The organism is Curtobacterium sp. MCPF17_018, from assembly GCF_003234135.1.
Classification (GTDB): domain Bacteria; phylum Actinomycetota; class Actinomycetes; order Actinomycetales; family Microbacteriaceae; genus Curtobacterium; species Curtobacterium flaccumfaciens.
In genome coordinates this window covers 156,567-179,887 of the sequence record NZ_QKSJ01000006.1, presented here as the reverse complement: position 1 = coordinate 179,887, position 23,321 = coordinate 156,567, and the positions used below count along the sequence as shown (strand labels likewise).

20 protein-coding genes are annotated in these 23,321 nt (G+C 70.9%); 15 read left to right on the top strand and 5 right to left on the bottom strand.

Annotated features, from left to right (window positions below):
• Position 1: 1 nt before the first annotated feature.
• On the bottom strand, positions 2 to 1,429 hold the full coding sequence (locus tag DEJ27_RS09220) for an aspartate aminotransferase family protein (protein WP_110861936.1): 1,428 nt from the start codon (positions 1,427 to 1,429) through the stop codon (positions 2 to 4).
• On the bottom strand, positions 1,426 to 1,908 hold the full coding sequence (locus DEJ27_RS09215) for an Lrp/AsnC family transcriptional regulator (protein WP_035809531.1): 483 nt from the start codon (positions 1,906 to 1,908) through the stop codon (positions 1,426 to 1,428). The genes DEJ27_RS09220 and DEJ27_RS09215 overlap by 4 nt, the downstream gene beginning before the upstream one ends.
• A 133-nt stretch (positions 1,909 to 2,041) precedes the next feature.
• On the opposite strand from DEJ27_RS09215, the gene DEJ27_RS09210 reads away from it, so the two are divergent.
• Genes DEJ27_RS09210 through DEJ27_RS09190 form a run of 5 tightly spaced genes read left to right on the top strand, consistent with a single transcriptional unit; the run spans position 2,042 to position 7,738 of the window.
• Entirely contained in the window at positions 2,042 to 3,496 is a 1,455-nt protein-coding gene (locus DEJ27_RS09210; protein WP_111090805.1) for an aminobutyraldehyde dehydrogenase, read from the top strand.
• A gap of 30 nt (positions 3,497 to 3,526) precedes the next feature.
• Entirely contained in the window at positions 3,527 to 4,708 is a 1,182-nt protein-coding gene (locus tag DEJ27_RS09205) for an ABC transporter ATP-binding protein (protein WP_375231880.1), read from the top strand.
• Entirely contained in the window at positions 4,705 to 5,925 is a 1,221-nt protein-coding gene (locus tag DEJ27_RS09200; RefSeq protein WP_220035385.1) for a PotD/PotF family extracellular solute-binding protein, read from the top strand. Before DEJ27_RS09205 ends, DEJ27_RS09200 begins: the two co-directional genes overlap by 4 nt.
• A complete protein-coding gene (locus tag DEJ27_RS09195; protein WP_111090804.1) occupies positions 5,922 to 6,863 on the top strand; it encodes an ABC transporter permease in 942 nt (313 codons plus the stop codon). Before DEJ27_RS09200 ends, DEJ27_RS09195 begins: the two co-directional genes overlap by 4 nt.
• Positions 6,860 to 7,738 (top strand): ABC transporter permease, encoded by an 879-nt coding sequence (locus DEJ27_RS09190; RefSeq protein WP_110861945.1) that lies wholly within the window; start codon positions 6,860 to 6,862, stop codon positions 7,736 to 7,738. Before DEJ27_RS09195 ends, DEJ27_RS09190 begins: the two co-directional genes overlap by 4 nt.
• Positions 7,739 to 7,815: 77 nt before the next feature.
• On the opposite strand, the gene DEJ27_RS09185 is transcribed toward DEJ27_RS09190, so the two are convergent.
• Entirely contained in the window at positions 7,816 to 9,105 is a 1,290-nt protein-coding gene (locus DEJ27_RS09185; protein WP_111090803.1) for a hypothetical protein, read from the bottom strand.
• Positions 9,102 to 9,818 carry an ABC transporter ATP-binding protein gene (locus DEJ27_RS09180; protein ID WP_110861949.1) on the bottom strand — a complete coding sequence of 239 codons (717 nt, stop codon included), beginning with the start codon at positions 9,816 to 9,818 and terminating at the stop codon, positions 9,102 to 9,104. Before DEJ27_RS09180 ends, DEJ27_RS09185 begins: the two co-directional genes overlap by 4 nt.
• An 87-nt stretch (positions 9,819 to 9,905) precedes the next feature.
• On the opposite strand from DEJ27_RS09180, the gene DEJ27_RS09175 reads away from it, so the two are divergent.
• The 10 genes from DEJ27_RS09175 to DEJ27_RS09130 all read left to right on the top strand — a co-directional run bounded on the left by DEJ27_RS09175 (position 9,906) and on the right by DEJ27_RS09130 (position 22,446).
• Entirely contained in the window at positions 9,906 to 12,512 is a 2,607-nt protein-coding gene (locus tag DEJ27_RS09175) for a carboxylate--amine ligase/circularly permuted type 2 ATP-grasp protein (RefSeq protein WP_258370331.1), read from the top strand.
• A 310-nt stretch (positions 12,513 to 12,822) separates the two neighbouring features.
• Positions 12,823 to 13,782, top strand: a complete 960-nt coding sequence (locus DEJ27_RS09170) for a GNAT family N-acetyltransferase (protein ID WP_111090802.1) — start codon at positions 12,823 to 12,825, stop codon at positions 13,780 to 13,782.
• A gap of 76 nt (positions 13,783 to 13,858) precedes the next feature.
• Complete coding sequence (locus DEJ27_RS09165; RefSeq protein ID WP_111090801.1) at positions 13,859 to 14,851, top strand: matrixin family metalloprotease; 993 nt, start codon at positions 13,859 to 13,861, stop codon at positions 14,849 to 14,851.
• A gap of 35 nt (positions 14,852 to 14,886) precedes the next feature.
• Entirely contained in the window at positions 14,887 to 15,603 is a 717-nt protein-coding gene (locus tag DEJ27_RS09160) for a GntR family transcriptional regulator (RefSeq protein WP_111090800.1), read from the top strand.
• A gap of 92 nt (positions 15,604 to 15,695) precedes the next feature.
• Positions 15,696 to 16,706 (top strand): sugar phosphate isomerase/epimerase, encoded by a 1,011-nt coding sequence (locus DEJ27_RS09155; RefSeq protein WP_111090799.1) that lies wholly within the window; start codon positions 15,696 to 15,698, stop codon positions 16,704 to 16,706.
• The gene (locus DEJ27_RS09150; protein WP_110861959.1) at positions 16,703 to 17,656 is read left to right on the top strand and encodes a 3-hydroxyacyl-CoA dehydrogenase family protein; all 954 of its coding nucleotides are present in this window, start codon (positions 16,703 to 16,705) and stop codon (positions 17,654 to 17,656) included. Before DEJ27_RS09155 ends, DEJ27_RS09150 begins: the two co-directional genes overlap by 4 nt.
• A 17-nt stretch (positions 17,657 to 17,673) precedes the next feature.
• Positions 17,674 to 18,453, top strand: a complete 780-nt coding sequence (locus DEJ27_RS09145; RefSeq protein WP_111090798.1) for an SDR family NAD(P)-dependent oxidoreductase — start codon at positions 17,674 to 17,676, stop codon at positions 18,451 to 18,453.
• 140 nt (positions 18,454 to 18,593) lie between these two features.
• Positions 18,594 to 19,985 (top strand): MFS transporter, encoded by a 1,392-nt coding sequence (locus tag DEJ27_RS09140; RefSeq protein ID WP_110861963.1) that lies wholly within the window; start codon positions 18,594 to 18,596, stop codon positions 19,983 to 19,985.
• Complete coding sequence (locus DEJ27_RS09135; RefSeq protein WP_110861965.1) at positions 19,982 to 21,688, top strand: dihydroxyacetone kinase family protein; 1,707 nt, start codon at positions 19,982 to 19,984, stop codon at positions 21,686 to 21,688. Before DEJ27_RS09140 ends, DEJ27_RS09135 begins: the two co-directional genes overlap by 4 nt.
• A complete protein-coding gene (locus DEJ27_RS09130) occupies positions 21,685 to 22,446 on the top strand; it encodes a triose-phosphate isomerase family protein (protein WP_110861967.1) in 762 nt (253 codons plus the stop codon). The genes DEJ27_RS09135 and DEJ27_RS09130 overlap by 4 nt, the downstream gene beginning before the upstream one ends.
• On the opposite strand, the gene DEJ27_RS09125 is transcribed toward DEJ27_RS09130, so the two are convergent.
• Complete coding sequence (locus DEJ27_RS09125; RefSeq protein WP_111090797.1) at positions 22,439 to 23,281, bottom strand: NAD(P)H-binding protein; 843 nt, start codon at positions 23,279 to 23,281, stop codon at positions 22,439 to 22,441. The two genes, DEJ27_RS09130 and DEJ27_RS09125, sit on opposite strands and share 8 nt — an antisense overlap.
• Positions 23,282 to 23,321 lie beyond the last annotated feature (40 nt).

The following is a 23,321-nucleotide window of genomic DNA, read 5'->3' as shown; positions in this document are numbered from 1 at the left end:
GTCAGATCTTCGTCCAGGCCTCGGACAGGACGCTCCGCAGGATCGACGTCATCTCGCGGAACTCCGGCTGCCCGATCGTCAGCGGCGGTGCGAGCTGCACGACGGGGTCACCGCGGTCGTCGGCCCGGCAGTACAGCCCCGCGTCGAACAGCGCCTTCGACAGGAACCCGCGCAGCAGCCGCTCGGACTCGTCGTCGTCGAAGGTCGTCTTGGTGGCCTTGTCCTTGACGAGCTCGATGCCGTAGAAGTAGCCGTCACCCCGGATGTCGCCGACGATCGGCAGGTCGAGCAGGGTGTCGAGCTCGGCGCGGAAGAGCGGGGCGTTCTGCTGCACGTTGGCGAGCAGCCCCTCTTCCTCGAAGATGTCGAGGTTCTCCATCGCGACGGCGGCCGACACCGGGTGCCCGCCGAACGTGTAGCCGTGGTAGAAGGTCGTGTCCCCCTTGGAGAACGGCTCGAACAGCCGGTCGCTGATGATCGTCGCGCCGATCGGGGAGTACCCGGAGGTCATCGCCTTGGCGCACGTGATCATGTCCGGCACGAAGCCGTAGGTGTCGCAGGCGAACATCGTGCCGATCCGGCCGAAGGCGCAGATGACCTCGTCGGAGACGAGCAGCACGTCGTACTCGTCGCAGATCTCGCGCACCCGCTGGAAGTACCCGGGCGGCGGGGTGAAGCAGCCGCCGGAGTTCTGCACCGGCTCGAGGAACACCGCGGCGACGGTGTCGGGGCCCTCGAACTCGATCATCTCGCGGATCCGTTCCGCCGCCCAGGAGCCGAACTGCTCCTCGGTACCCCCGGGGAAGCCCATCTCTTCGGCGCGGTACGAGTTCGTGTTCGGCACCCGGAAGCCACCGGGGGTGAGGGGCTCGAACATCTCCTTCATCGCCGGGATGCCGGTGATCGCCAGGGCGCCCTGCGGGGTGCCGTGGTACGCGACCGCGCGGGAGATCACCTTGTGCTTCATGGGCTTGCCCTGGAGCTTCCAGTAGTACTTCGCGAGCTTGAAGGCGGTCTCCACCGCCTCACCGCCACCCGTGGAGTAGAAGACCTTGTTGAGGTCACCGGGGGCGTGCTCGGCCAGCCGGTCGGCGAGCTCGATCGCCGCGGGGTGCGCGTACGACCAGATCGGGAAGAAGCTCAGCGTCTCCGCCTGCTTCGCGGCCATCTCGGCCAGGCGCTTCCGCCCGTGCCCGGCGGCGACGACGAACAGGCCGGACAGCCCGTCGATGTACTCCTTGCCGTGGCTGTCGTAGACGTGGTGGCCCTCGCCGCGCACCATGATCGGCACGTCGGCGCCGGCCTGGTTCGCGCCGTGCCGGGCGAAGTGCATCCACAGGTGGTCCCGGGACTTCCGCTGCAGGTCGGCGTCGTCGACCGGTGCGAACGGGTCGTAGGAGCCGAGGCGGGTGGGCTGTTCGATGGTCATCGCGTTCCCCAGTCGTAGAGCTGTTTGCGGAGTTGCAGGTAGACGAAGGTCTCGGTGCCGGCGACGCCCGGGATGGCCCGGATGGTGCCGTTGAGCAGTTCGATCAGGTCGTCGTCGTCCTCGCACACGACCTCGACCATCAGGTCGAAGCTGCCGGCGGTCATCACGAGGTAGTCGACCGCCGGCAGCTGTTCCAGGGCATCGGCGACGGTTCGGGTGTCGCCGCTGACCCGGATGCCGATCATCGCCTGCCGGTGGAAGCCGAGCTGCATCGGGTCGGTGACCGCGACGATCTGCATGACGCCGGTCTCGGTCAGCTTCTGCACGCGCTGCCGGACCGCCGCTTCACTGAGACCGACGGCCTTGCCGATCTCGCCGTACGGGCGGCGCCCGTCCGCCTGGAGTTGTTCGATGATCCGCTTCGAGGTGTCGTCGATGGGTCCCGGACGTCGTGGTGCTGCCGCCATGCCGGACAGCATGGCAGCGAGGTTCGGGGCGCGCAAGGGATTCCGTTGTGAACACCGTGTTTCGCGACGATTTCCGTTGTTACGGTTCTCCACAACCTCCGGATCCTTCTTCCGCGCCGCCGGAATCCGTGTCAGTATCACCGCCATGCTGGACGCACAGAGCACGGCGACGGCGGACACCGACACCCGGGTCCTGCGGAACTTCGTCGGGGGCGCCTCCGTCGAGTCGACCGCCGACACCACGTTCGACCTGGTCGACCCGACCGACGAGCACGTCTACGGCACGTCCCCGGTGTCCACCCCCGCCGACGTCGACGCCGCCTTCGGTGCGGCCGCGACCGCGTTCGAGACGTGGCGCCGCACCACCCCGGGGGAACGGCAGCTCGCCCTGTTCCGGATCGCCGACGCGATGGAGCAGCGGGCGTCGGAGTTCGCCGACCTCGAGTCGCTCGACACCGGGAAGCCCCGCGCCACCCTGGTCGAGGACGAGATCCTGCTGTCCGTCGACCAGATCCGCTTCTTCGCCGGGGCCGCCAGGAACCTCGAGGGTCGGAGCGCGGGCGAGTACCTGGCCGACCACACCTCGTTCGTCCGGCGCGAGCCCATCGGCGTCGTCGCCCAGGTCACCCCGTGGAACTACCCGCTCAACATGGCGGTGTGGAAGTTCGCGCCGGCGCTCGCCGCGGGCAACACCACCGTGCTCAAGCCGAGCGACACGACACCCCTGTCGACCCTGCTGCTCGCCGAGGTCGCCGCCGAGTTCCTGCCGCCGGGGGTCCTGAACGTCGTGGTGGGGGACCGCACCACCGGCGCCGCGATGGTCGACCACCCCACCCCGCAGCTCGTGTCCATCACCGGGTCCGTCCGCGCCGGCATCGAGGTCGCCCGCGCCGCCGCCGGTGACCTCAAGCGCACCCACCTGGAGCTCGGCGGCAAGGCACCCGTGATCGTGTTCGACGACGCCGACATCCCCTCGGCGGTGGCCGGGATCGTCGCCGCCGGGTTCTTCAACGCCGGACAGGACTGCACCGCCGCCACCCGGCTGCTCGTGCAACAGGGCATCCACGACGAGTTCGTCGCGGCGCTCGCCGAAGAAGCACGGCGCAACGCAAGAACCGGATCAGACGGTTATTTCGGGCCCGTCAACAACGCGAACCAGCTCGCGCACGTGCGGTCGTTCCTGGACACGCTGCCGGACCACGCGACGATCGAGCTCGGCGGCGCACGACAGGGCGACCGCGGGTACTTCCACGAGGCCACGATCGTCGCCGGCCTGCGCCAGGACGACCGGGCCGTGCAGCAGGAGATCTTCGGCCCGGTGCAGACCGTGCAGCGGTTCTCGACGGAACAGCAGGCGCTGACGTGGGCGAACGGCGTCGAGTACGGCCTGGCCAGCTCGGTGTGGACGACCGACCACGCGCGTGCGATGCGCTTCGCCCGTGACCTGGACTCCGGTTGCGTGTGGATCAACACGCACATCCCGATCGTCGCCGAGATGCCGCACGGTGGGTTCAAGCACAGCGGGTACGGCAAGGACCTGTCCCAGTACGGCTTCGACGACTACACCCGCATCAAGCACGTCATGTCCTACATCGGCTGAGGCCGACCACCCCCTGGAGGCACCATGGCAATGACCGGAACGTTCGCCGAATCGGGAGCCGATCTCCGGCTCGACCAGATCACGAAGTCCTTCCCCGGCCACACCGCCGTGGACAGTCTCGACCTGACGGTGCCCGCCGGCTCGTTCTTCGCGTTGCTCGGCCCGTCGGGCTGCGGCAAGACGACGACCCTGCGGCTCGTCGCCGGGCTCGAGGAACCCACGAGCGGCACCATCACCATCGGCGGCCAGGACGTCACCGACACGAAGCCGTACCAGCGGCCCGTCAACACGGTGTTCCAGAACTACGCGCTGTTCCCGCACATGAGCGTGCTCGACAACGTGGCGTTCGGGCTGAAGCGGCGCCGGATCCCGGACCCGATGGCGAAGGCGAAGGAGGCGCTGCGGCTCGTCGAACTCGAGGGGTCGGCGTCGAAGCGGCCCGCCCAGCTCTCCGGCGGCATGCAGCAGCGCGTCGCCCTGGCCCGCGCGATCGTGAACCGGCCGGCCCTGCTGCTGCTCGACGAGCCCCTCGGCGCCCTCGACCTGAAGCTCCGCCACCAGATGCAGCTCGAGCTGAAGACGATCCAGGCCGAGGTCGGACTCACGTTCCTGCACGTCACCCACGACCAGGAAGAGGCGATGACGATGGCCGACACGGTCGCCGTCATGAACGGCGGTCGGATCGAGCAGATGGGCAGCCCGCAGGACCTGTACGAGCTGCCGCGCACGGCGTTCGTCGCGAACTTCCTGGGCCAGTCGAACCTGCTCGAGGGCGAGGTCCGCGGCACCGACGCCGGCCTGCTCGTCGTCGCCACCGCGGCCGGGTCCATCGCCGTGCCGGCCGACCGGGCCGTCGCCACGACCGGTCGCGTCGTCGTGGGCGTCCGGCCCGAGAAGCTCAAGATCCGCACCGCCGAACCGACCCCCGAGGCCGGACGGAACATCCTCGGCCCCGGTCGGGTCGTGGACGTCTCGTTCTCCGGCGTCAGCACCCAGTACCTGGTCGACGTGCCGGGCGCCGGGCGCGTCTCGGTGTTCGCGCAGAACTCGAAGGGCGGGCCGCGGATCGCGACCGGCACCGAGGTCTGGCTCACGTGGGGCGTCGACCACGGTTTCGGCCTGGAGGCGCACCCCACGTCCGACGCGACCGTCACCACCCAGGACGACACGGGCCTCCAGGCCGTCCCCGCCACGGCAGGATCGCTCGCGTGACCGGCGCGGTACCCGGTCCGGACCTGCTGCGCGGGCTGACGTCGGCCCGCGTGAGCCGACGCGGCCTGCTGGCCGGCGGCGGGGCCGCCGCGCTGGCCGCCCTGCTCACCGGCTGCAGCATCAAGGGCTCCGCCGCCGCCGGCGCCGAGGACACCGTCGACTGGGCGGCGTTCTGGAAGGACGCGAAGGCGACCGGTACCCTGAACTTCGCGAACTGGCCGCTGTACATCGACTCCGACCACGGCAAGTCCGAGTCGCTGGCGCTGTTCGAGCAGGAGACCGGCATCGCGGTCGACTACCAGGCGGTGATCCAGGACAACGCGACCTTCTACGCGACCGTCTCCCCGATCCTGCGGGCACACGGCGCGACCGGCTACGACCTCGTCGTCATGACGAACGGGTTCGAGCTGACCCAGATGATCAAGAACGGGTTCGTGTGCGAGCTCGACCACTCGCGGCTGCCGAACTTCGCCGCGAACGCCTCGGACTCCGTCAAGGACCCCATCTACGACCCGGGCAACAAGCACTCCGTCGTCTGGCAGACCGGGTTCACCGGACTCGCCTACAACCCGAAGTACACCGGGCGGAAGATCACCTCGCTCAAGGACCTGCAGGACCCGGCGTTCAGGGGCCGCATCGGGCTGATGAGCGACAACACCGAACTCGGGTCACTCGGACTGCTCGCGCTCGGCATCGACCCGGAGACCTCGACGCCCGCCGACTGGCGGAAGGCCCAGGCCTGGCTGCGCGAACTGCGGCCGAGCGTCACCGGCTTCTACGACCAGAGCTACATCAACCGCTTGGAGAACGGCGACACCTGGATCACCCAGGCGTGGTCGGGCGACGTGTTCCAGGCGCAGCAGTCCGGGTTCCCCGACCTGGAGTTCGTCACGCCGGAAGAGGGGCAGATGACCTGGCACGACAACATGCTCATCCCACGGCAGGCCGCGAACCCGGTGTCGGCGCTCGAGTGGATGAACTTCTACTACACGCCGAAGGTCGCCGGGATCGTCGAGGACTGGGTCAACTACGTCTGCCCGGTGCCCGCGGCCGAGGACTACGTGCGGGACGAACTCGACGACGCCACCGTGGCGGACAGCCCGCTCGTGTTCCCCTCTGAGGACGTGCTGGAGCAGTCGCACGAGTTCCGGGTGTTCGAGAACTACGACGAGTACTCGGAGTGGAACGGCATCTTCAACGCGGTGGTGCAGTCATGAGCGCGGTCGGGGTGGCGCCGGGGCTCGCTCCCGGTGGTCCCGGTGGTTCCGCCGGCCCCGCGCCGGTGCGGCGGGGACGCCGTCGGAGCACGCCGTTCTTCCTGGCGCTCGTCGGCACCGCGTACCTCTGCGTGTTCTTCGTCATCCCGCTGGTGTCCGGGCTGATCGTCTCGCTCATGACCGGCAACCCGGACGACGGCTACACGTTCACCTGGAACTTCGGGATCTACGGTTCACTGTTCATCGATCCGCAGGTGCCCTACCTGACGTTCCTGCTCCGGTCGCTCTGGTACGGCGCCGCCGCCACGATCGCCTGCATCGTCGTCGGGTACCCGGTGGCGTACTTCATCGCGTTCCGGGTGTCGCCGCGGTGGAAGAACCCGCTGCTCATGCTCGTCTTCATCAGCTTCCTGGTGTCGTTCATCATCCGCACCGACATGTGGGCGTTCGTGCTCGCGTCGCAGGGGCCGGTCGTCACCTTCTTGCAGGGGATCGGGCTCGCCGGCAAGGACTTCCACATCCTCGGCACCGGGGGCGCGGTGATCTTCGGCGACGCCTACAACGACCTGGCCTTCATGGTGCTGCCGATCTACGCCGCGCTCGAGCGCATCGACCCCCGGCTCGGCGAGGCCGCGAACGACCTGTACGCCGGCAAGTTCCGGGCGTTCTGGCACACCACGCTGCCGCTGTCCCGCTCGGGCATCTTCGCCGGGGTGCTGCTCGTCTTCATCGACAGCGTCGGTGACCCGGTGAACTCCGCCCTGCTCGGCGGCACGAACACGTACACGATCGGTCAGGCGATCCAGGACGCCTACTCCGGCAACCAGCAGTACAACGTCGCCGCAGCCCTGTCGACCGTGCTCATGGTCGTGCTCGGCATCATCCTGTTCATCTACGCCCGCGTCTCCGGCACCGACGACCTCGAGGACCTCGTATGACCGCCGTCGCACCGTCCCGTTCCGCCGCCGCTCCGGCCTCGCCCGTGACCGGTTCCGTCGCCGGCCGTCCGCGTCGTCACGGGGTGAACCGTCGTGGGCCATGGCTCGCCATCGTGTACTGGGTGACGATCGCGATCACCCTGGTGCCGATCGTCTACATGATCGTGTACTCGTTCAACGACGCCCCCACCAACCGACTGTCGTTCGCCTGGAACGGTTTCACGACCTACTGGTACGCGAACCTGGTGAACGTGTCCGGGCTCGGGGCGGCGTTCGTCACCTCGGTGCTCGTCGCGTTCCTCGCCGCGATCATCTCCGTCGCGATCGGGCTGCCCCTCGCGCTGGCGCTGGAGCGGTACCGGTTCCCGGGTCGCGGTGCCGTGAACACTGTCGTGTTCGCCGACATCGCGGCCCCCTCGATCGTCGTCGGTTCCGCGTCGCTCTCCTTCTTCCTGTCGGTGGGGCTCGGCACCGGGTTCCTGACCGTGCTCATCACGCACGTGGCGTTCGACGTCGCCTACGTCGTCGTCGTGCTGCGGGCCCGGATCGCGGGCACCTCGCGCGCACTCGAGGAGGCCGCGGGTGACCTCGGGGCGACGCCGTTCCAGGCGTTCCGGCTCGTCACCCTGCCGCTGTTGGCGCCGGGCATGCTCGCCGCGGGGCTGCTCGCGCTCGCGATGTCGATCGACGACTACGTGATCACCTCGTTCGTCGCCGGGCCCGCGGTCACCTTCCCGCTGTTCGTCTACGGGGCTGCGAAGGCCGGGATGCCGCCGCAGGTGCTGTGCTTCGGGACGCTCGTGTTCGCGGTGGGGTTGCTCGTCGCGCTGCTGAACGGGGCGCTGAACCGGCGGTTGGCGCGGACGCGGGGGTAGGGCACCGCGCGCTGGCAGGGATTGTCGAGGTGCGCACGGTGCTCGGCCCCGTTGGTGTTCGACCGGCGGATGCGGGCTCAAACTCCGGTGTCGACGAGTTGTGGGCCCAACGGTCGGCGCCGAGCCTGCAGGACCGGTGCGGTCGTCGCCACCACCATGATGACGAGTCCGACGGCGACCACGAACGGCACGGGACGAAGCGGGTCCGTCCAACTCGTCAGGGCCGCTGGGATGGTCGCGATCGCGAGTGGTACTGCGATGAGCGCCGCGGTGACGACCACCGCGACGGCTTCCAGTACCGCAGCGACGAGCCCCGTCCGGAAGGTCCCGCCAGCGGCGACGAGCAGGGCAACGTCCCGTCGTCGGCCCATCGTCGTCATCACCACGGTGGCAGCACCGGTGAAGAGGACGATCAGGACCGGGCCGCCGAAGATGGCGAGGCCGCCCAGGTAGTACGCGGGCGAGTCCCAGACGCCCGCCAGGCCGGTGAGTGAGCCCAGCAGCATCGCCACCGCGAGCAGTGCGATCGCCGAGTGGCTCCGCGCGACGTGGTACCTCAGCGACTCGCGCGCGAGGAACCACGCCGCCGGAGCCCCGGGGAGCGCTGAGGCCCACGCCGACACCAGCGATCGGCAGGACCAGGGTGCGACCGTGATCACGAACCCCATCGCGGGCACGAGGAAGAGCATCGTGACGCCCCGTGCGCCGAGCAGCGTCAGCACGTACATCGTGACGGTGACGCCTCCGAGCACCCAGGCGGTGATCTTCCGGCCGCGGCTGGGACGGGCGGGCTCGGATTCGGACTCACGGACGGCGTCCAGGGCGGGGGTCGTCGACGCCGAACGTGCAGCCCCGAGTGCGCTGAGGAGCACCACGAGCTCGAACACCACGAAGGCGGTGACTGCCTCGAGCACGCCGAGGCGCGGATCGAGGGCTGGCGCGCCGGGGTTCCGGAGGGGCGCCGAGAGGAAGGCCATCAGGCTCCGGAGTGTGAGAGGCATCAGCGTCAGGGCGGTTCCGAACGCGACGAGGGACAACGTGACCGCCTGTGCGAGCACGACCCGGCGGATCAGCGCAGGCCCGAGACCGCCGAACTGCCACAGCGCGTACGTCCGGCGCTGGACGCGGATCGCGAACGTCACGAGCACGTTGAGTGCGCCGATGACCACGATGGCGTTCATCGCTCCGAAGACCATCGCGTGGTTGCGCAGGCCGGCTGCGTCGACGGTGTCGGTGATCGCAGCGGCGGTCGAGACGTCACCCGCGCAGACGAGCGCGACGACGGCGGTCAAGACCATGACGACGAACGTCGAGGTCCAGAGCCGCCAAGCCCGGACGACCTCGGCGAGGACGAGACGTGTGATCACCGGGACACCGCCTCGAGGATCTCCGGCACCGAGGGAGTGACGAGCTCCCGGTGCAGGCGCCCGTCGCGCAGGACGAGCACGCGGTCGCCGAGTGCCGCGGCCTCGAGGTCGTGCGTGACCATCACGACCGAACGCGACCCCGTGGCCGCCGCACGCAGGAGTTCGAGCACGCGTGCTCCGGACTCGGTGTCCAGGGCGCCGGTCGGTTCGTCGGCGAACACGACGTCCGGCTGGGTGACGATGGTGCGGGCGATCGCCACGCGCTGCTGCTGACCGCCGGAGAGCTGGCCGGGGCGGTTCTGGGTGACCGCGCCGAGACCGACCGCTTCGAGGGCGTTCCGGACGACCACGCGATCGACCGACCCGGTCACGAGCCGGAGCGGCAGCGCCACGTTCTCGAAAGCGGTCAGGGCGGGGATGAGGTTGTACGACTGGAACACGAACCCCAGGTGGTCGCGTCGGAAGGCAGCCAGCGAGTCGCCCCGGAGGGTCGCGAGGTCGGTGCCGTCGATCCGGACGGTGCCACTGGTCGGCGAGTCCAGCCCGGACAGACACTGCAGGAGCGTCGACTTGCCGGAGCCGCTCGGACCGACGACGGTGACGAACTCGCCGCGGCCGACGTTCACGGAGACGTCTTCGAGGACGGTCGCGTCATGGCCTGCTGCGCTGCGGAACCGCCGCGTCAGCGCTGATGTCTCAAGGAGGGGAGTCATCACACCAATATATGACATATGTTACGAGCGTGAGTCGGCCACGGCCGGCGGCGGACGCGCCACAGGGCAGACGCGTAGGTTCCAGCCATGAGTGCAGAGCTGACGCTCGGCGCCGAGGAAGAGCTGCACCTCATCGACCTCGAGTCCGGCCGACTTTCCGCGAAGGCCCCGCGCCTTCTGCCCAAACTGCCCACGGATCGCTTCGGCGCGGAACTGCAGCGCACGACGATCGAGACGAACACCCCGGTGGTGCGGACCCTCGACGACCTGCGGCGGGTGATCGTCGACCTGCGCACTGAGCTCAGCGCCGCGATCGCCCCGGCCGGGGTCACCATCGCCGCCGTCGGCACCGCGCCGAGGTCGGAGTACGCCGACTTCGAGCTGAGCGCCGGCGGTCGGTACGGCCGGATGCAGGAGCAGTACCGGATGCTCGTCGACGAACAGCTCATCTGCGGGCTGCAGGTGCACGTCGGGGTGAGCGACCGCGACCTGGCGGTGCTGATCGCCCAGCGGGTGGCCCCGGTGCTCCCGGCGCTGCTGGCCCTGAGTGCGTCGAGTCCGTTCTGGAACGGGCAGGACACCGGGTACGCCTCGTTCCGGAGCATCATCTGGCAGCGGTGGCCGTCGGCCGGCAGCTTCGGACCGGTCGCGGACGCCGCCGAGTACGACCGGGTGCTCGACGACCTGATCGCCTCGGGCGTGATCGCCGACAAGAAGATGGCCTACTTCGACGTGCGGCCGTCGTCGCACGCGCCGACGCTCGAACTCCGGGTCTGCGACGCGACCCCGGTGGTGGACGACGCCGTGCTCATCGCCGGACTCTTCCGCGCCGCCGTGCGCAAGGCCGAGAAGTCGGTCGTGTCCGGCGCCGAGTGGCACCCGCGCAGCGAACCCCTGCACCGTGCGGCGATGTGGCAGGCCGCCCGCTCCGGGTTGAGCGGCGAACTCGTCGGCCTCGGACAGCACCCCGAACGCCTGCCCGCCGAGGTCGCGGTGCGCCAGCTCGTGTCCCGCCTGCGGCCGGAGCTCGAGGAGCTCGGCGACTGGGGGACGGTGACGGAGCTGCTCGAGGCGACCCTGGCCCGCGGCAACTCCACCGACCGGCAGCGCACCGCGTACGCCGAGCGGGGGGAGATGGACGACGTCGTCGCCCTGGTGGTGGAGGACACCGCGGGGCTCCCGTCCGGACGCGACGAGGACCCGGTGGTCCCGATCCCCGGGTACCGCGTCCGCGCCGGCGACGAGGCGGTCGGCCCCGGGGCACGCCCCCGTCCGGCGTTCCGTGACCTGGCGGCCTTCTTCAGCGGCTGGGACGCCCAGACCGCGATCGAGCGGTGCACTGCGCGCGACGTCTGGACCCGCGAGCACCACGTCGGCTTCGTTGTCGACGGCGGTGCGCAGGAGTTCGGCTGCGACCTGGTTCCCCGGACGATCAGCGCGTACGAGTGGTCGCAGCTCGAGCGTGGCCTGGGGCAGCGGGCCCGTGCGATCGAGCTGTTCCTGCGTGACGCGTACGGCGACCGGCGGATCGTGGCCGACGGCGTGCTGGACGCGGACCACTTCGTCGGTGCCAAGGGCTGGGACCCGGACGCCACCCGGCTCCCGACGTCCGCGGTCCGTGCGCCGGTGCTCGGGTTCGACCTGGTGCGCAACGAGTTCGGCGGCTGGCGGGTGCTCGAGGACAACGTCCGCTCGCCCTCGGGCGTCGCGTACGGCATCGCCCTGCGCGAGCTGATGGACGACGTCGTGCCGGATGCCCCGCGGCCGGTGCACCTGCGCGACCCGCACGGCGTGACCGACCGGCTCCGCCGGACCCTCTGCGCGAACACCACCGCGGTGACGGGCGCGACCGACCCGGTGATCGCACTCGTCAGCGACGGCCCCGCCGCCGGCGCGTGGTTCGAACACCGCAGCCTGGCCCGCGGGGCCGGGTTGCGCCTCCTGTCCGGATCCGACCTGGACGTTCGTGACGGACGCGTGGTCGACGCGACGACGGGCGACGTGCTCGACGGGCTGTACCTGCGGATCGACCGCGACGTCACCGCACTGACCTCGGAGCAGGCTCCCGACCTCGGTGCCCGGATCCTCGACGCGGCGGAGGCAGGACGCGTCTACCTGGCGAACGCGCCGGGCAACGCGCTGGTCGACGACAAGGCGATGTACGTCACCGTGCCGGACCTGATCTGGTACTACCTGGACGAGAAACCCCTGCTGGCATCGGTGCCGACGTACCGCACGAGCATCGAGGTCGAACGGCTGTCGGTCCTGGACCGCGTCGGGGAACTCGTCACGAAGCCGGTCGACGGCGAGGGCGGGCGCGGGGTCCTGATCGGACCGAGCGCGAGCGCCCCCGAGGTGGCCGAGCGACGACGCGAGATCGCCGCGGACCCCGCCGGGTGGGTGGGGCAGGAGGTGGTGCAGCTGTCCTCGCACCCGACGATCGGACCCGCCGGTCTCGACCCGCGGCACGTGGACCTGCGGGCCTTCGTCTACGCGACGGGGACCGGACCGGACGACGTGCACCTGGCCGACGTCGCCCTGACGCGCGTCGCGCCCGAGGGCAGCATGGTCGTCAACTCGTCGCAGGGCGGTGGCGTGAAGGACACGTGGATCGTGGGGAACGCCCCGGCGGACACCGGACCCGCGCCGGCGGACACCGACCCCGCGCCGGCGGACACCGAGGGAGAGCGCTGATGTGTGGACTCTCGGGCGAGATCCGGTTCGACGGTCGCGGTGTGCGGGATGAGCGACTTCGCGACCTTCTACCGGGACACCGAACCCTGGATCGCGGCCGCTGCCGCCACGAAGTACGGCCAGAGGCTGGCGCGGGCGCTGACGCTCGGTCTGGTGCGAGGTTCCGTACTCCGTGCGGTGCACGTGCCCTCGCACCGAGTACGGAACCTCGCACGGGCCGTGGGACCCCTCGCACCGTGCGAGCCGCGGTGCGCCGTCACCGGGTGCAACGATGCGCCGGCGGCGCTCGCCGCGGGCGGAGAATGGTGGGATGACGACGACTGCGCCGACCTCGACCGCGCTGACCCGACCCGGAGAGGTCCTCGTGACCTCGGCAGCGGACGTCGAGCTGGTCATCCACCGTGCCACGAACCACTACGCCTCCGGTGTCGTCGCGGACACCGCCGGGTGGGCGGACGGCGATCGTCGGCGGATCGAGGACCTCGGGTTCCGTGGCGGTGACCCGCGCGGCGAGGCGCTCCGGACCCTCGACCTGACGATCGCCGACGACGGCACCCCGACACGGGTGCTCGACGCGCCCGCGATGGCCGCGCTGAACAGCCACCACGCCCGGTTCGCCGAGCGGCGCGGCGACGTCGTCCGGTACCAGACCGACGTGTCGGTGTGGACGGGGATCCCCGCGCAGCCCACTGCGCAGGACTGGGAGGACGTCCGGGCGCTGCTCGGGTCGGGCGGGATGCTCGGCGTGGGCGCGGCTGCCGTCCTGCCCGAGGGGTGGGAGCTCGTCGAGGGCGCCGGCGGCGTGCAGCTCACCGGTGAGGCGATCGAGGGTGCGCCGGATCGCGAAGCCGTCGTGCTCACGCCCGACGACGTGCCGGAGATGACCGCCCTGGTGGAGCGGACGAAGCCGGGGCCGTTCCTGCCGCGCACGATCGAGCTCGGCACGTACCTGGGCATCCGGCGGGACGGTCGGCTCGTCGCGATGGCGGGGGAGCGGTTGCACCCGCCGGGGTGGACCGAGATCAGCGCGGTGTGCACGGACGAGGCGTACCGGGGGCAGGGGTTCGGGCGTCGGTTGGTGCTCGCCGTCGCGCACGGGATCCGGGAGCGCGGCGAGACTCCTCTGATGCACGCGGCCGCCGGGAACACCGGGGCGATCGGGCTGTACCAGCACCTGGGGTTCCGACTGCGGGACCGTGGGGCGCCGCGGTTCGTGCGGGTGCCGGACGGGAGCGATCGACCGGCCGGGAGTGGCAGTTCGGGGGGTTGACTGCCCCGAGTGACGATCCGCACACTGTCCTGGTCGCCGGGGGACCTCGGCGCGTCATGACAGGAGAACCATCATCGTGAGGACGTCGTCGTGGACCGCAGGTGCGGTCACCCTCGGTATCGCGCTGGCCGCGGTCGTCGTCTCGACCGGCCCGGATTCGCCGGCGGTCGCAGCGCCGGCGTGCCAGGGGGACCGTGTCACCCTCGAGCAGCTCGCGAGCGGGTGCGCCGTGGCCACGCCGACGATCGTGCTGCCCGACGGCCGGCAGTTCGTCGTGCCGGAACCGGGCACGACGGTCACCGCGTTGCCGGTGGCCGCGTCGGGTGTGGACGACGGCGGGGACGTGTCGATCACGAACACCGGCCGTGCGGGTGTCGCGGTGCGCGTCGATGACGCGTGGTCCGGGTCGGCGGCCGCCGTCCGGCAGGAACGCCAGGCGCTGCGCGACAGGGTGGCCGCCGCTGTCGTGTCGCGCGGAGCGGCCACCACGTCGGCCACGAAGGCGGCCACGAGCTGCACCGACACCTCGTACACCCGGCTCGGGTTCCGCTGGGCGGGCCCGGTGAACTGGAGCTACAACCCGAACAACCAGAAGGTCACCGGTCCGTCGGCGATCGGGGCCGGAGCCGACGCCTGGACCGGGCCGGTCTCGTCGTGCGGACGGACGATCACGTCGACCGCCGACCAGAAGCACCTCGGGGTGCTCAAGCAGGCGATGGGCGTCACCGCGACCGGTGGCTGCGGAGCCGCGAACGCGTCGAGCGTGGTCGGGTGGGGGTCGCTGCCGAAGGGCACCCTCGGCGTGACCTGCGTGTGGTCGCGCTCCGGCACGGCCGTCGAGACGGACCAGCGGTACTCGACGTCGGTCAACTGGTCCGCCGCCGCGACCTGCTCCGGGGCACGGTTCGACCTGCGAGGCGTCGCCACGCACGAGTGGGGTCACGCCTACGGGCTGGGGCACACGGCCGCGAACAGCGGCCTGGTGATGAAGCCGTCGGTGTCGACGTGCGAGACGAGTCAGCGCGGCCTCGGCCTCGGTGACCTCCTGGGGATCGACGCGATCTACTGATCGGAGCGAGTTCGTGGATTCTCTAGGATCGATCCATGTCCACGACCATGCCCGGCTTCGGGACGGAGCGCATCACGCAGCTCGGTCTGCGTGACCGCGTCTACGACCGGGTGCTCGAGGTCCTGATGGGCCACGACGTCGAACCGGGCATGCGACTGTCGATCGACGGACTGGCACGCTCCCTCGGGGTCTCGCCGACCCCGGTGCGCGAAGCCCTGGTGCAACTCGAACGCACCGGCCTCGTCACCCGACAGGCGAACAAGGGCTACCGCGTCTCCCCGCCCCTGGCCGGCGACCAGCTCGAGGCCCTGTTCGACGCCCGGCTCATCGTGGAGAGCGGCGCCGTCGAGCTCGCGGCCCGCGGCGACGTCGACGGCCTGCGCGAGCGACTGGCGGCAGCGCTCGACGAGCAGGCTGCGGTGGCCGCCGAGGTCGCGTCCGTCGGTGCTGCGCACGCCCCGGAAGCGCTGATGGCCCGTTTCTTCCGGAGCGACTGGCAGTTCCACCAGCTGATCTTCGACGCGACGCGGAACCCGTTCCTCGAGGAGATGTCCGAGATCATCACGACGCGCGTGCACCGCATGCGGCAGATCGTCGAGGGCGGCGGGGACGACACGGATCGTGCGGTTCGGGAGCACCGGGCCATCCTGGAGGCGCTGGCTGCGGACCCGACGTCGGCCGTCGCCGCGATGCGGCTCCACATCGACGCCGTCCGGTTGCGTTCGCGCGCGGACGCTTCGCACACGAGCTGAGGCGAGGGGTTGCGTTCCGGCGACGTGGGAGTATCTTTCCTATAGGAAAGAGGTTCATCGCTGAACCACCACGACATGCAAGGGAGCATTCCGTGACCACTCCACAGGACTGGGTCGACCAGGATTGGGACCCCACCACCTGGACGTCGAAGACCTGGCCGATCGCCGCGTGCCTGCACGGGTTCGCGCAGGTCACCCGCGACGGGACGGCCTTCCACGATGCCCCCGCCGAGGTGTGGGACGAGGTGTTCGCGCAGATCGAGGCCGTCGGCTTCTCGCTCGCCGAACTCGCCGACAGCCACATCCGGCCCGCAGACCTCGAAGCCTCCCGCCGCGACGAGCTGTTCGCCGTCGCGAAGTCGCACGGCATCGGGATCCCGTCCGTGCACCTGCAGCGCAAGAGCGTCATCCAGCCCGGGCACGAGGACGAGAACCTGGCCTACGCCCACCGCACCATCGACGCGGCGGCCGAGTGGGGCATGCAGGTCTTCTCGACGGGGCTGCACCAGCCGTTCACCGACGCCCAGAAGCGCGCGCTGTGGTTCTGGACGGCGCCGGGACCGAAGGACCCGGACGACCCCGAGGTCTGGGCCGCGGCGGTCAAGCGCCTGCGGGAGCTCGGCGAGCACGCTGCCTCGGTGGGGCTGCCGATGGCGCTCGAACTGTACGAGGACACGTACCTCGGCACCGCCGACAGCGCGGTCCGCCTGGTCGAGGAGATCGGGCTCGACAACGTCGGGCTGAACGCGGACGTCGCGAACCTCATCCGTCTGCACCGACCCGTCGAGGACTGGCGGGAGCTCTTCGCGAAGACGATGCCGCACACCAACTACCTGCACGTGAAGAACTACACGCGTGACGAGGCCGGCGACGGCAGCTGGGCGACGAGTGCGCCGAGCACCATGGAGACGGGCCTCATCAACTACCGCCAGGTCCTGCGCGACGCCGTCGCCGACGGGTTCCGCGGGATCGTCATGACCGAGCAGTACGGCGGGGACAGCCTCGGCGTCTGCGCCACCAACCAGCAGTACATCCGATCCGTCCTCGCGACCACGAAGCTCGACGCGGCGGCGGCAACCAGCACCGAAGGAGCAACGCGATGAGCACCCTCGACATCGCCGTCGTCGGGTCCGGCTACATGGGCGGTGGGATCGCCCAGGTCCTCGCCCTCGCCGGCCACACCGTCCGGATCGCCGACGTCTCGGCCGAGATCGCCCAGCAGAACCTGGAGCGGCTGCTCGGCGAGACCGCCCAGTTCGTCGCCGACGGGCTGTTCCCCGAGGACGCAGTCGAACGGGTCCGCGCACACCTGAGCGCCGCCGAGTCGATCGAGGCCGCCGTCGCCGACGCGGACTTCATCGAGGAGGCCGTGCCCGAGAAGCTCGAGATCAAGCACGCCACGCTGCGCCGCATCAGCGAGGCCGCCCGCCCGGACGCCGTGATCGGCTCGAACACCTCGACGATCCTGATCGAGTCGCTGGCCGAGGCGGTCGTGGGCCCGGAGCGGTTCCTCGGTGTGCACTTCTCGAACCCGGCGCCGTTCATCCCCGGCGTCGAGCTCATCCCGCACCCGACCACGAACGAGCACGCGATCGAGGTCGGCGAGACCGTCGTGGCCGCGACCGGCAAGCAGTCGGCGCGGGTGAAGGACTCCACGGGGTTCGTCCTGAACCGCTTGCAGTACGCGCTGTTCGAGGAGGCCACGAAGATCGCCGACGAGGGCATCGCGAGCCCCGACGACATCGACACCATCGTGCGGACCACGTTCGGGTTCCGCCTGCCGTTCTTCGGCCCGTTCGCGATCGCCGACATGGCCGGGCTCGACGTGTACGCGTTCTGCTTCGAGTCGCTGCAGACCCGCTGGCCCGAACGCTTCGCCACCCCGCCGTCGCTGCAGCAGCACGTCGACGCCGGCGAACTCGGCACGAAGTCCGGCGCCGGGTACCTCGAGGTCCCCGCCGACCGCACGCCCGAGCTCGTCGCCTACCGGAACAAGGCGTACGTCGCGATGCAGAAGCTGCTGGACGACCTCGGCCCGGCGCCGATCCACTGAGCCCCGGAGCACGAACGATGAGCACACAGAACCCTCAGGGCCCCCAGGACCGCACCGTCGTCCTCACCGGGGCCGCCTCACCGCGGGGCATCGGCCGCGCCACCGCCCACCACCTGGCCGAGGCCGGGTGGGACGTCGGGATCATCGACCTCGACCAGACGGCGAGCGAGCAGGTCGCCGACGAGATCCGCGAGCAGCACGGCGTGCGGGCCGTCGGCGTCGGTGCGAACGTCGCCGACGAGTCCGCCGTGCGTGCCGCCTTCGACAGGATCGAGGCGGAGCTCCAGCCGATCACCGCACTGGTGAACCTGGCCGGGGTCTCGTCCGCGCACGCCTACCTCGACCTGCCCGAGGGGGAGTGGCACCGGGTGCTGTCGATCAACCTCGACGGCGTGCACTTCGCCAGCCTGCGGGCGGCGGAGTCGATGGTGCGATCCGGCTACGGGCGCATCGTGAACCTGTCGTCGGTCTCCGCCCAGCGCGGCGGCGGCACCTTCAGCAAGACCCCGTACACGGTGGCGAAGGCCGGCGTGATCGGGCTGACCCGTGGCCTGGCGCGCGAGCTCGGCCCGCGCGGCGTCACGGTCAACGCGATCGCCCCCGGCCCGATCGACACCGACATCATGGGCGGCACCCTGTCCGAGGAACGGAAGGCCGAGATGGCCGCCGACGGCGTGCTGCCGCGCATCGGCACGCCGCGGGACATCGCCGCGGCCGTCGCGTACCTGATCAGCGAGGACGCCGGGTTCGTCACGGGCCAGACACTCAACGTCGACGGCGGCCTGTACATGCACTAGGGCCAGCCGCCCACGGAACGCGCGCCGACCGTGCGACGCGATCCGTGCCTCCCGTCCGACAGGCCGACAGGCCGACAGGCCACCAGGCCTGACCCCGGACGCCACGAACGACCGCACCGTGCTCGCAAAGGAGCGAACCCGTGTCACTACCCCCTGCCCCCGCGCTCGGGTCGACGAACGACCCCGGCCTGCAGTCCGCCATCGGCAAGGCGACGAAGCACCTCATGCCGATGCTCGTCATCCTGTACTTCGTCGCGTTCCTCGACCGCACGAACGTCGGCTTCGCCGAAGAGGCCCTGCGCGTCGACCGCGGCATCTCCGACGCCGCCTTCGCCCTGGGCGCCGGCATCTTCTTCATCGGCTACGCGATCTTCGAGATCCCGTCGAACCTGCTGCTCAAGCGGTTCGGTGCGCGCTTCTGGCTCGCGCGCATCGCCGTCACGTGGGGCATCGTCGCCGCACTGTTCGCCTTCACGACGAACGACACGATGTTCATCATCCTGCGGTTCATCCTCGGCGTGACCGAGGCCGGGTTGTTCCCGGGCGTGATCATGTACCTGTCCGAGTGGTTCCCGAACAAGGTGCGCGTGCGCATGTTCGCGATCTTCTACCTGGCGCAGCCGTTCTCGCAGATGATCGGAGCCCCGCTGTCCGGCGGCCTCATCAGCATCGGTGACCAGGTGACGCCGTTCCACGGCTGGCAGGTCATGTTCGCCGGCGAGGGCATCCTCGCGGTGCTGGCGGGCATCGCGGCCCTGGTGTTCCTGACGAACAGTCCGCAGCAGGCGAAGTGGCTCGAACCGGGCGAGAAGGCGTCGCTCACCGCGGCCATGGAGCGCGAGGACACCGCCCGCAGCGAGGACGGCCCGAAGGGCATCTGGCGCGCGATGGCGAGCGGGCGCGTCTGGTACTTCACGATCATCTACTTCTGCCTGCAGGTCGCCGTGTACGGCACGACGTTCTACCTGCCGCAGCAGGTGTCCTCGCTGCTCGGGCAGGACGTCGGCTGGCAGGTCGGTCTGGTGTCCGCGATCCCGTGGCTCGTCGGGCTCGTCGCCTGTTACCTGATCGGGTCACGGGCGGACTCCGTCGGACGTCGACGTCGCTGGGGCACCCTGTTCTACGTCACGACCGGCCTGTCGATCCTCGGTTCGGCGTGGGCGGGTGCGAACGGGCAGCCCGTGCTCGGCATCCTGTTCATCACCCTGGCCGTCGCGAGCTTCCTGGCCGTCGGCCCGATCACCTGGGCGTACCCGACGGCGTTCCTGACCGGTGCCGCAGCCGCCGCGGGCATCGGCCTGATCAACTCGCTCGGCAACCTGGGCGGGTTCGTCGCCCCGATCATGCGCACCGCGATCAACGAGGTGGTGCCGACCGACAGCGGTGCGTTCGGCATCGTCTCGCTCGGCGTCCTGGCGTTCGTCGCCGCGGTGATGATCTTCTGCACCAAGTTCTTCCGCGGGGCCAAGGCCGACGAACTGCTCGACACCTCGCACGTCCGCACCACCGACCCGAAGGGCAGCAAGCGATGACCAGACTGTTCAACGACCCGGCGGACTTCGCCGACGAGGCGACCGACGGCTTCGTCGCCGCGAACGAGCGGTGGGTGCGCAGGGTGCACGGCGGGGTCGCCCGTTCCACCACGAGCCCCGACGGCACGGTCGCGGTCGTGATCGGCGGGGGCTCGGGCCACTACCCCGCGTTCGGCGGACTGGTCGGACACGGACTGGCCGCCGGTGCCGCGATGGGCAACCTGTTCGCCAGCCCCAGCGCCCAGCAGGTCACCGGTGTCGCGAAGGCCGCGGAGCACGGTGGCGGTGTGCTGCTCAGCTACGGCAACTACGCCGGTGACGTCCTGAACTTCGACGCCGCGGCGCGCACGCTCGAGGCCGACGGCATCCCGGTCCGGACGGTCCGCGTCACCGACGACGTGACGAGCGCCCCGGCCGACGACCGCGCGAAGCGCCGCGGCATCGCGGGTGACCTCTGCGTGTTCAAGATCGCCGGCGCCGCCGCCGAGCGCGGGGACGACCTCGACACGGTCACCGCCGTCGCCGAGCGGGCGAACGACCGGACGCGCAGCTTCGGCGTCGCGTTCTCCGGGTGCTCGCTGCCGGGTGCCGAGGAACCCCTGTTCACGGTGCCCGAGGGGCGGATGGCGGTCGGCATGGGCATCCACGGCGAGCGGGGCATCGACGAGACGGACGTCCCCACCGCGGACGGGCTGGCCGAGCTGCTGGTGTCCCGGCTGCTCGACGAACTGCCCGACGGCGTGACGCTCGAGAACCAGCGGGTGGTGCCGATCCTGAACGGTCTGGGCTCGGTCAAGTACGAGGAGCTCTTCGTCGTCTACCGCTCGGTGCAGCGGCGCCTGACGGACGCCGGCGTCGTCATCGTGGAGCCCGAGGTCGGCGAACTCGTCACGAGCTTCGACATGGCCGGGGTCTCCCTGACGCTGTTCTGGCTCGACGACGAGCTCGAGGAACTCTGGGCAGCACCCGCGGACACCCCCGCCTACCGCAAGGGCGGTGCGGTCGCCGGACAGCGCGTCGACCCGTCCACCGTGGTGGCGGACGCCGAGGGCGTCGGCATCGGCCCGGCGACCGACGAGTCCCGCGCGGTCGCCGAGCAGGTCGCCGCCGGGTTCGCCGCGGTCCGCGCCGTCCTCGACGAGCACGCCGACGAACTCGGCCGCATCGACGCCGTGGCCGGCGACGGCGACCACGGCATCGGGATGCAGCGTGGATCGCACGCCGCCGACGCCGCAGCTGCCGACGCGGTCACCCGCGGTGCCGGTGCCGGCACCGTCCTGCTGGTCGCCGCGGACGCCTGGTCCGACAAGGCCGGCGGCACGTCCGGTGCGATCTGGGGCGCCGCCCTGGAGGCACTGGGTCGCGTGGTCGGGGACGACTCGCGTCCGTCCGGTGCCACCGTCGCGCAGGGGGTCCGCGCGGCCACCGAGGCCGTGCTCGCGTTCGGTGCCACCGTCGGTGACAAGACGATGGTGGACGCCCTGGTTCCGTTCGACGAGGTGCTCCGCACCCGGCTCGACGCCGGGGCGGCGCTCGCCGAGGCCTGGGGCGACGCCGTCCGTGCCGCCCGTCAGGCAGCGGACGCGACGGAGTCCCTCGCGCCGAAGATGGGCCGGGCGCGAACGCACGCCGACCAGGCCGTCGGCACCGCGGACCCCGGCGCGCTGTCCTTCGCCCTCGTCGTGGAGACGGTCGCCCCGTGATCACCGTCGGGGTGTCGCTGAAGACGTACTTCTCGCACGCCCGGACGCTGTCGTGGGCGGCTGAGGTCGCGGACATCGCCCGGCGACACCCCGCGGTGTGCTCGGGTGCTGCGTCGCTCTTCGTGGCGCCGACGTTCCCGGCGCTCGTCCCGGTGCGTGACCTGCTCGCCGGCACCGGTGTGCAGCTCGCCGCGCAGGACCTGTCGTGGGCCGATGCGGGCGCGTTCACCGGAGAAGTCTCCGGCGCCGAACTGCGGGAGATCGGTGTCGACCTGGTCGAGATCGGGCACGCCGAACGGCGCTCGCTGTTCCACGAGGACGACGCGACGATCGCGGGGAAGGTGCACGCGGCCTACCGCAACCACCTGCGTCCGCTGGTCTGCGTCGGGGAGCCGGACCGGGCCTCCGATCCGACGCAGGCCGTGGCGGCGGTGACCGCGCAGCTCGACCGGGCCGTCTCGACCGCCGTCGCGGACGGTCTCGCCCAACCCCTGACCGTCGCCTACGAACCGGTGTGGGCGATCGGCGCACCGGCACCCGCACCGGACGACCACATCGTCGCGGTGCTCGACGGGATCGAGCAGCACCTCGCCACCCGGCCCGAGCTGCACGGCAGCACCGTCCTCTACGGGGGCAGTGCCGGACCGGGCCTGCTCACCCGGGGGCAGGGCCGGATCGGCGGGCTGTTCCTCGGACGGTTCGCCCACGACCCCGCCGCGATCCGGGCGATCCTCGACGAGGTCGCGTCGCTCAGCTGAGCTGGTCGCGGACCGGGCGCGGGGCGCGACCGAGCAGCTCGCCGAGCAGCGGATCGGTGCCGGCGAACAGGCCCCGCTCGGCGGCCTGGTACATGCCGAGCAGGAACCCGACCATGTGCGGGTCCTGTCCCGCGGCCAGCGCACGGGCACGCCACTCGTCCTCGCCCAGGGCCTCGAACCCGATCGTCCGACCGGACACCTCGGACGCCTGCCGAGCCAGGTCGGCGAAGGTCGGCGCGTCCGGAGCGGTGAGCGTCACCGGCCCGTCGAACGGCTGGTCGGCGAGCAGGATCGCGGCGGCTGCCTCGGCGGCGTCCTCGCGGGCGGTCCACGACACCGGGCCGTCGACGGGGACGGACACCGTGCCGGTCTCCTGCCACGGGCCCGTCATCCAGGCGGCGCTGTGCGCGTAGAAGCCGTTCCGAAGGCTCGTCCACGGCAGCCCCGAGTCGCAGAGCAGGTCCTCGGTGGCGGCGTGGTGCGCTGCCGGTACGAAGGGCGAACCGTGCGCGGCGCCCTGGTGGCTCGTGTACAGGACCCGGCCGACGCCGGCGTCCACGGCTGCGTCGACGGCGGCACGGTGCAGCGCGACGGCGTCGGCGGCCGGGTCGCTCGACGAGACGAGCAGGAGCTGGTCGGCGCCCGCGAAGGCCGCCGGCAGGGTCTCCGGCTCGGCGTAGTCGCCTCGGCGGACCTCGACGCCACGGTCGGCGAACCGCTGGGCGCGGGCGGGGTCGCGGGCCACCACCGCCAGGTCGGACGGCGCGAGGTGCTCGAGCAGGTGGTCGGCGGTGGCGCCGTTGAGGGCTCCGGTGGCCCCGGTGATGACGATCATGACTTCTCCGTATCGGTGGAAACAGCGTGTTGGTATCGCT

What these genes read in the sequence shown, in the direction of transcription:
- DEJ27_RS09220 (WP_110861936.1), bottom strand. Translation starts at nt 1,429, where the DNA reads ATGACCATCGAACAGCCCACCCGCCTCGGCTCCTACGACCCGTTCGCA.
- DEJ27_RS09215 (WP_035809531.1), bottom strand. Translation starts at nt 1,908, where the DNA reads ATGCTGTCCGGCATGGCGGCAGCACCACGACGTCCGGGACCCATCGAC.
- DEJ27_RS09210 (WP_111090805.1), top strand. Translation starts at nt 2,042, where the DNA reads ATGCTGGACGCACAGAGCACGGCGACGGCGGACACCGACACCCGGGTC.
- DEJ27_RS09205 (WP_375231880.1), top strand. Translation starts at nt 3,527, where the DNA reads ATGACCGGAACGTTCGCCGAATCGGGAGCCGATCTCCGGCTCGACCAG.
- DEJ27_RS09195 (WP_111090804.1), top strand. Translation starts at nt 5,922, where the DNA reads ATGAGCGCGGTCGGGGTGGCGCCGGGGCTCGCTCCCGGTGGTCCCGGT.
- DEJ27_RS09190 (WP_110861945.1), top strand. Translation starts at nt 6,860, where the DNA reads ATGACCGCCGTCGCACCGTCCCGTTCCGCCGCCGCTCCGGCCTCGCCC.
- DEJ27_RS09180 (WP_110861949.1), bottom strand. Translation starts at nt 9,818, where the DNA reads ATGACTCCCCTCCTTGAGACATCAGCGCTGACGCGGCGGTTCCGCAGC.
- DEJ27_RS09175 (WP_258370331.1), top strand. Translation starts at nt 9,906, where the DNA reads ATGAGTGCAGAGCTGACGCTCGGCGCCGAGGAAGAGCTGCACCTCATC.
- DEJ27_RS09170 (WP_111090802.1), top strand. Translation starts at nt 12,823, where the DNA reads ATGACGACGACTGCGCCGACCTCGACCGCGCTGACCCGACCCGGAGAG.
- DEJ27_RS09160 (WP_111090800.1), top strand. Translation starts at nt 14,887, where the DNA reads ATGTCCACGACCATGCCCGGCTTCGGGACGGAGCGCATCACGCAGCTC.
- DEJ27_RS09150 (WP_110861959.1), top strand. Translation starts at nt 16,703, where the DNA reads ATGAGCACCCTCGACATCGCCGTCGTCGGGTCCGGCTACATGGGCGGT.
- DEJ27_RS09145 (WP_111090798.1), top strand. Translation starts at nt 17,674, where the DNA reads ATGAGCACACAGAACCCTCAGGGCCCCCAGGACCGCACCGTCGTCCTC.
- DEJ27_RS09135 (WP_110861965.1), top strand. Translation starts at nt 19,982, where the DNA reads ATGACCAGACTGTTCAACGACCCGGCGGACTTCGCCGACGAGGCGACC.
- DEJ27_RS09125 (WP_111090797.1), bottom strand. Translation starts at nt 23,281, where the DNA reads ATGATCGTCATCACCGGGGCCACCGGAGCCCTCAACGGCGCCACCGCC.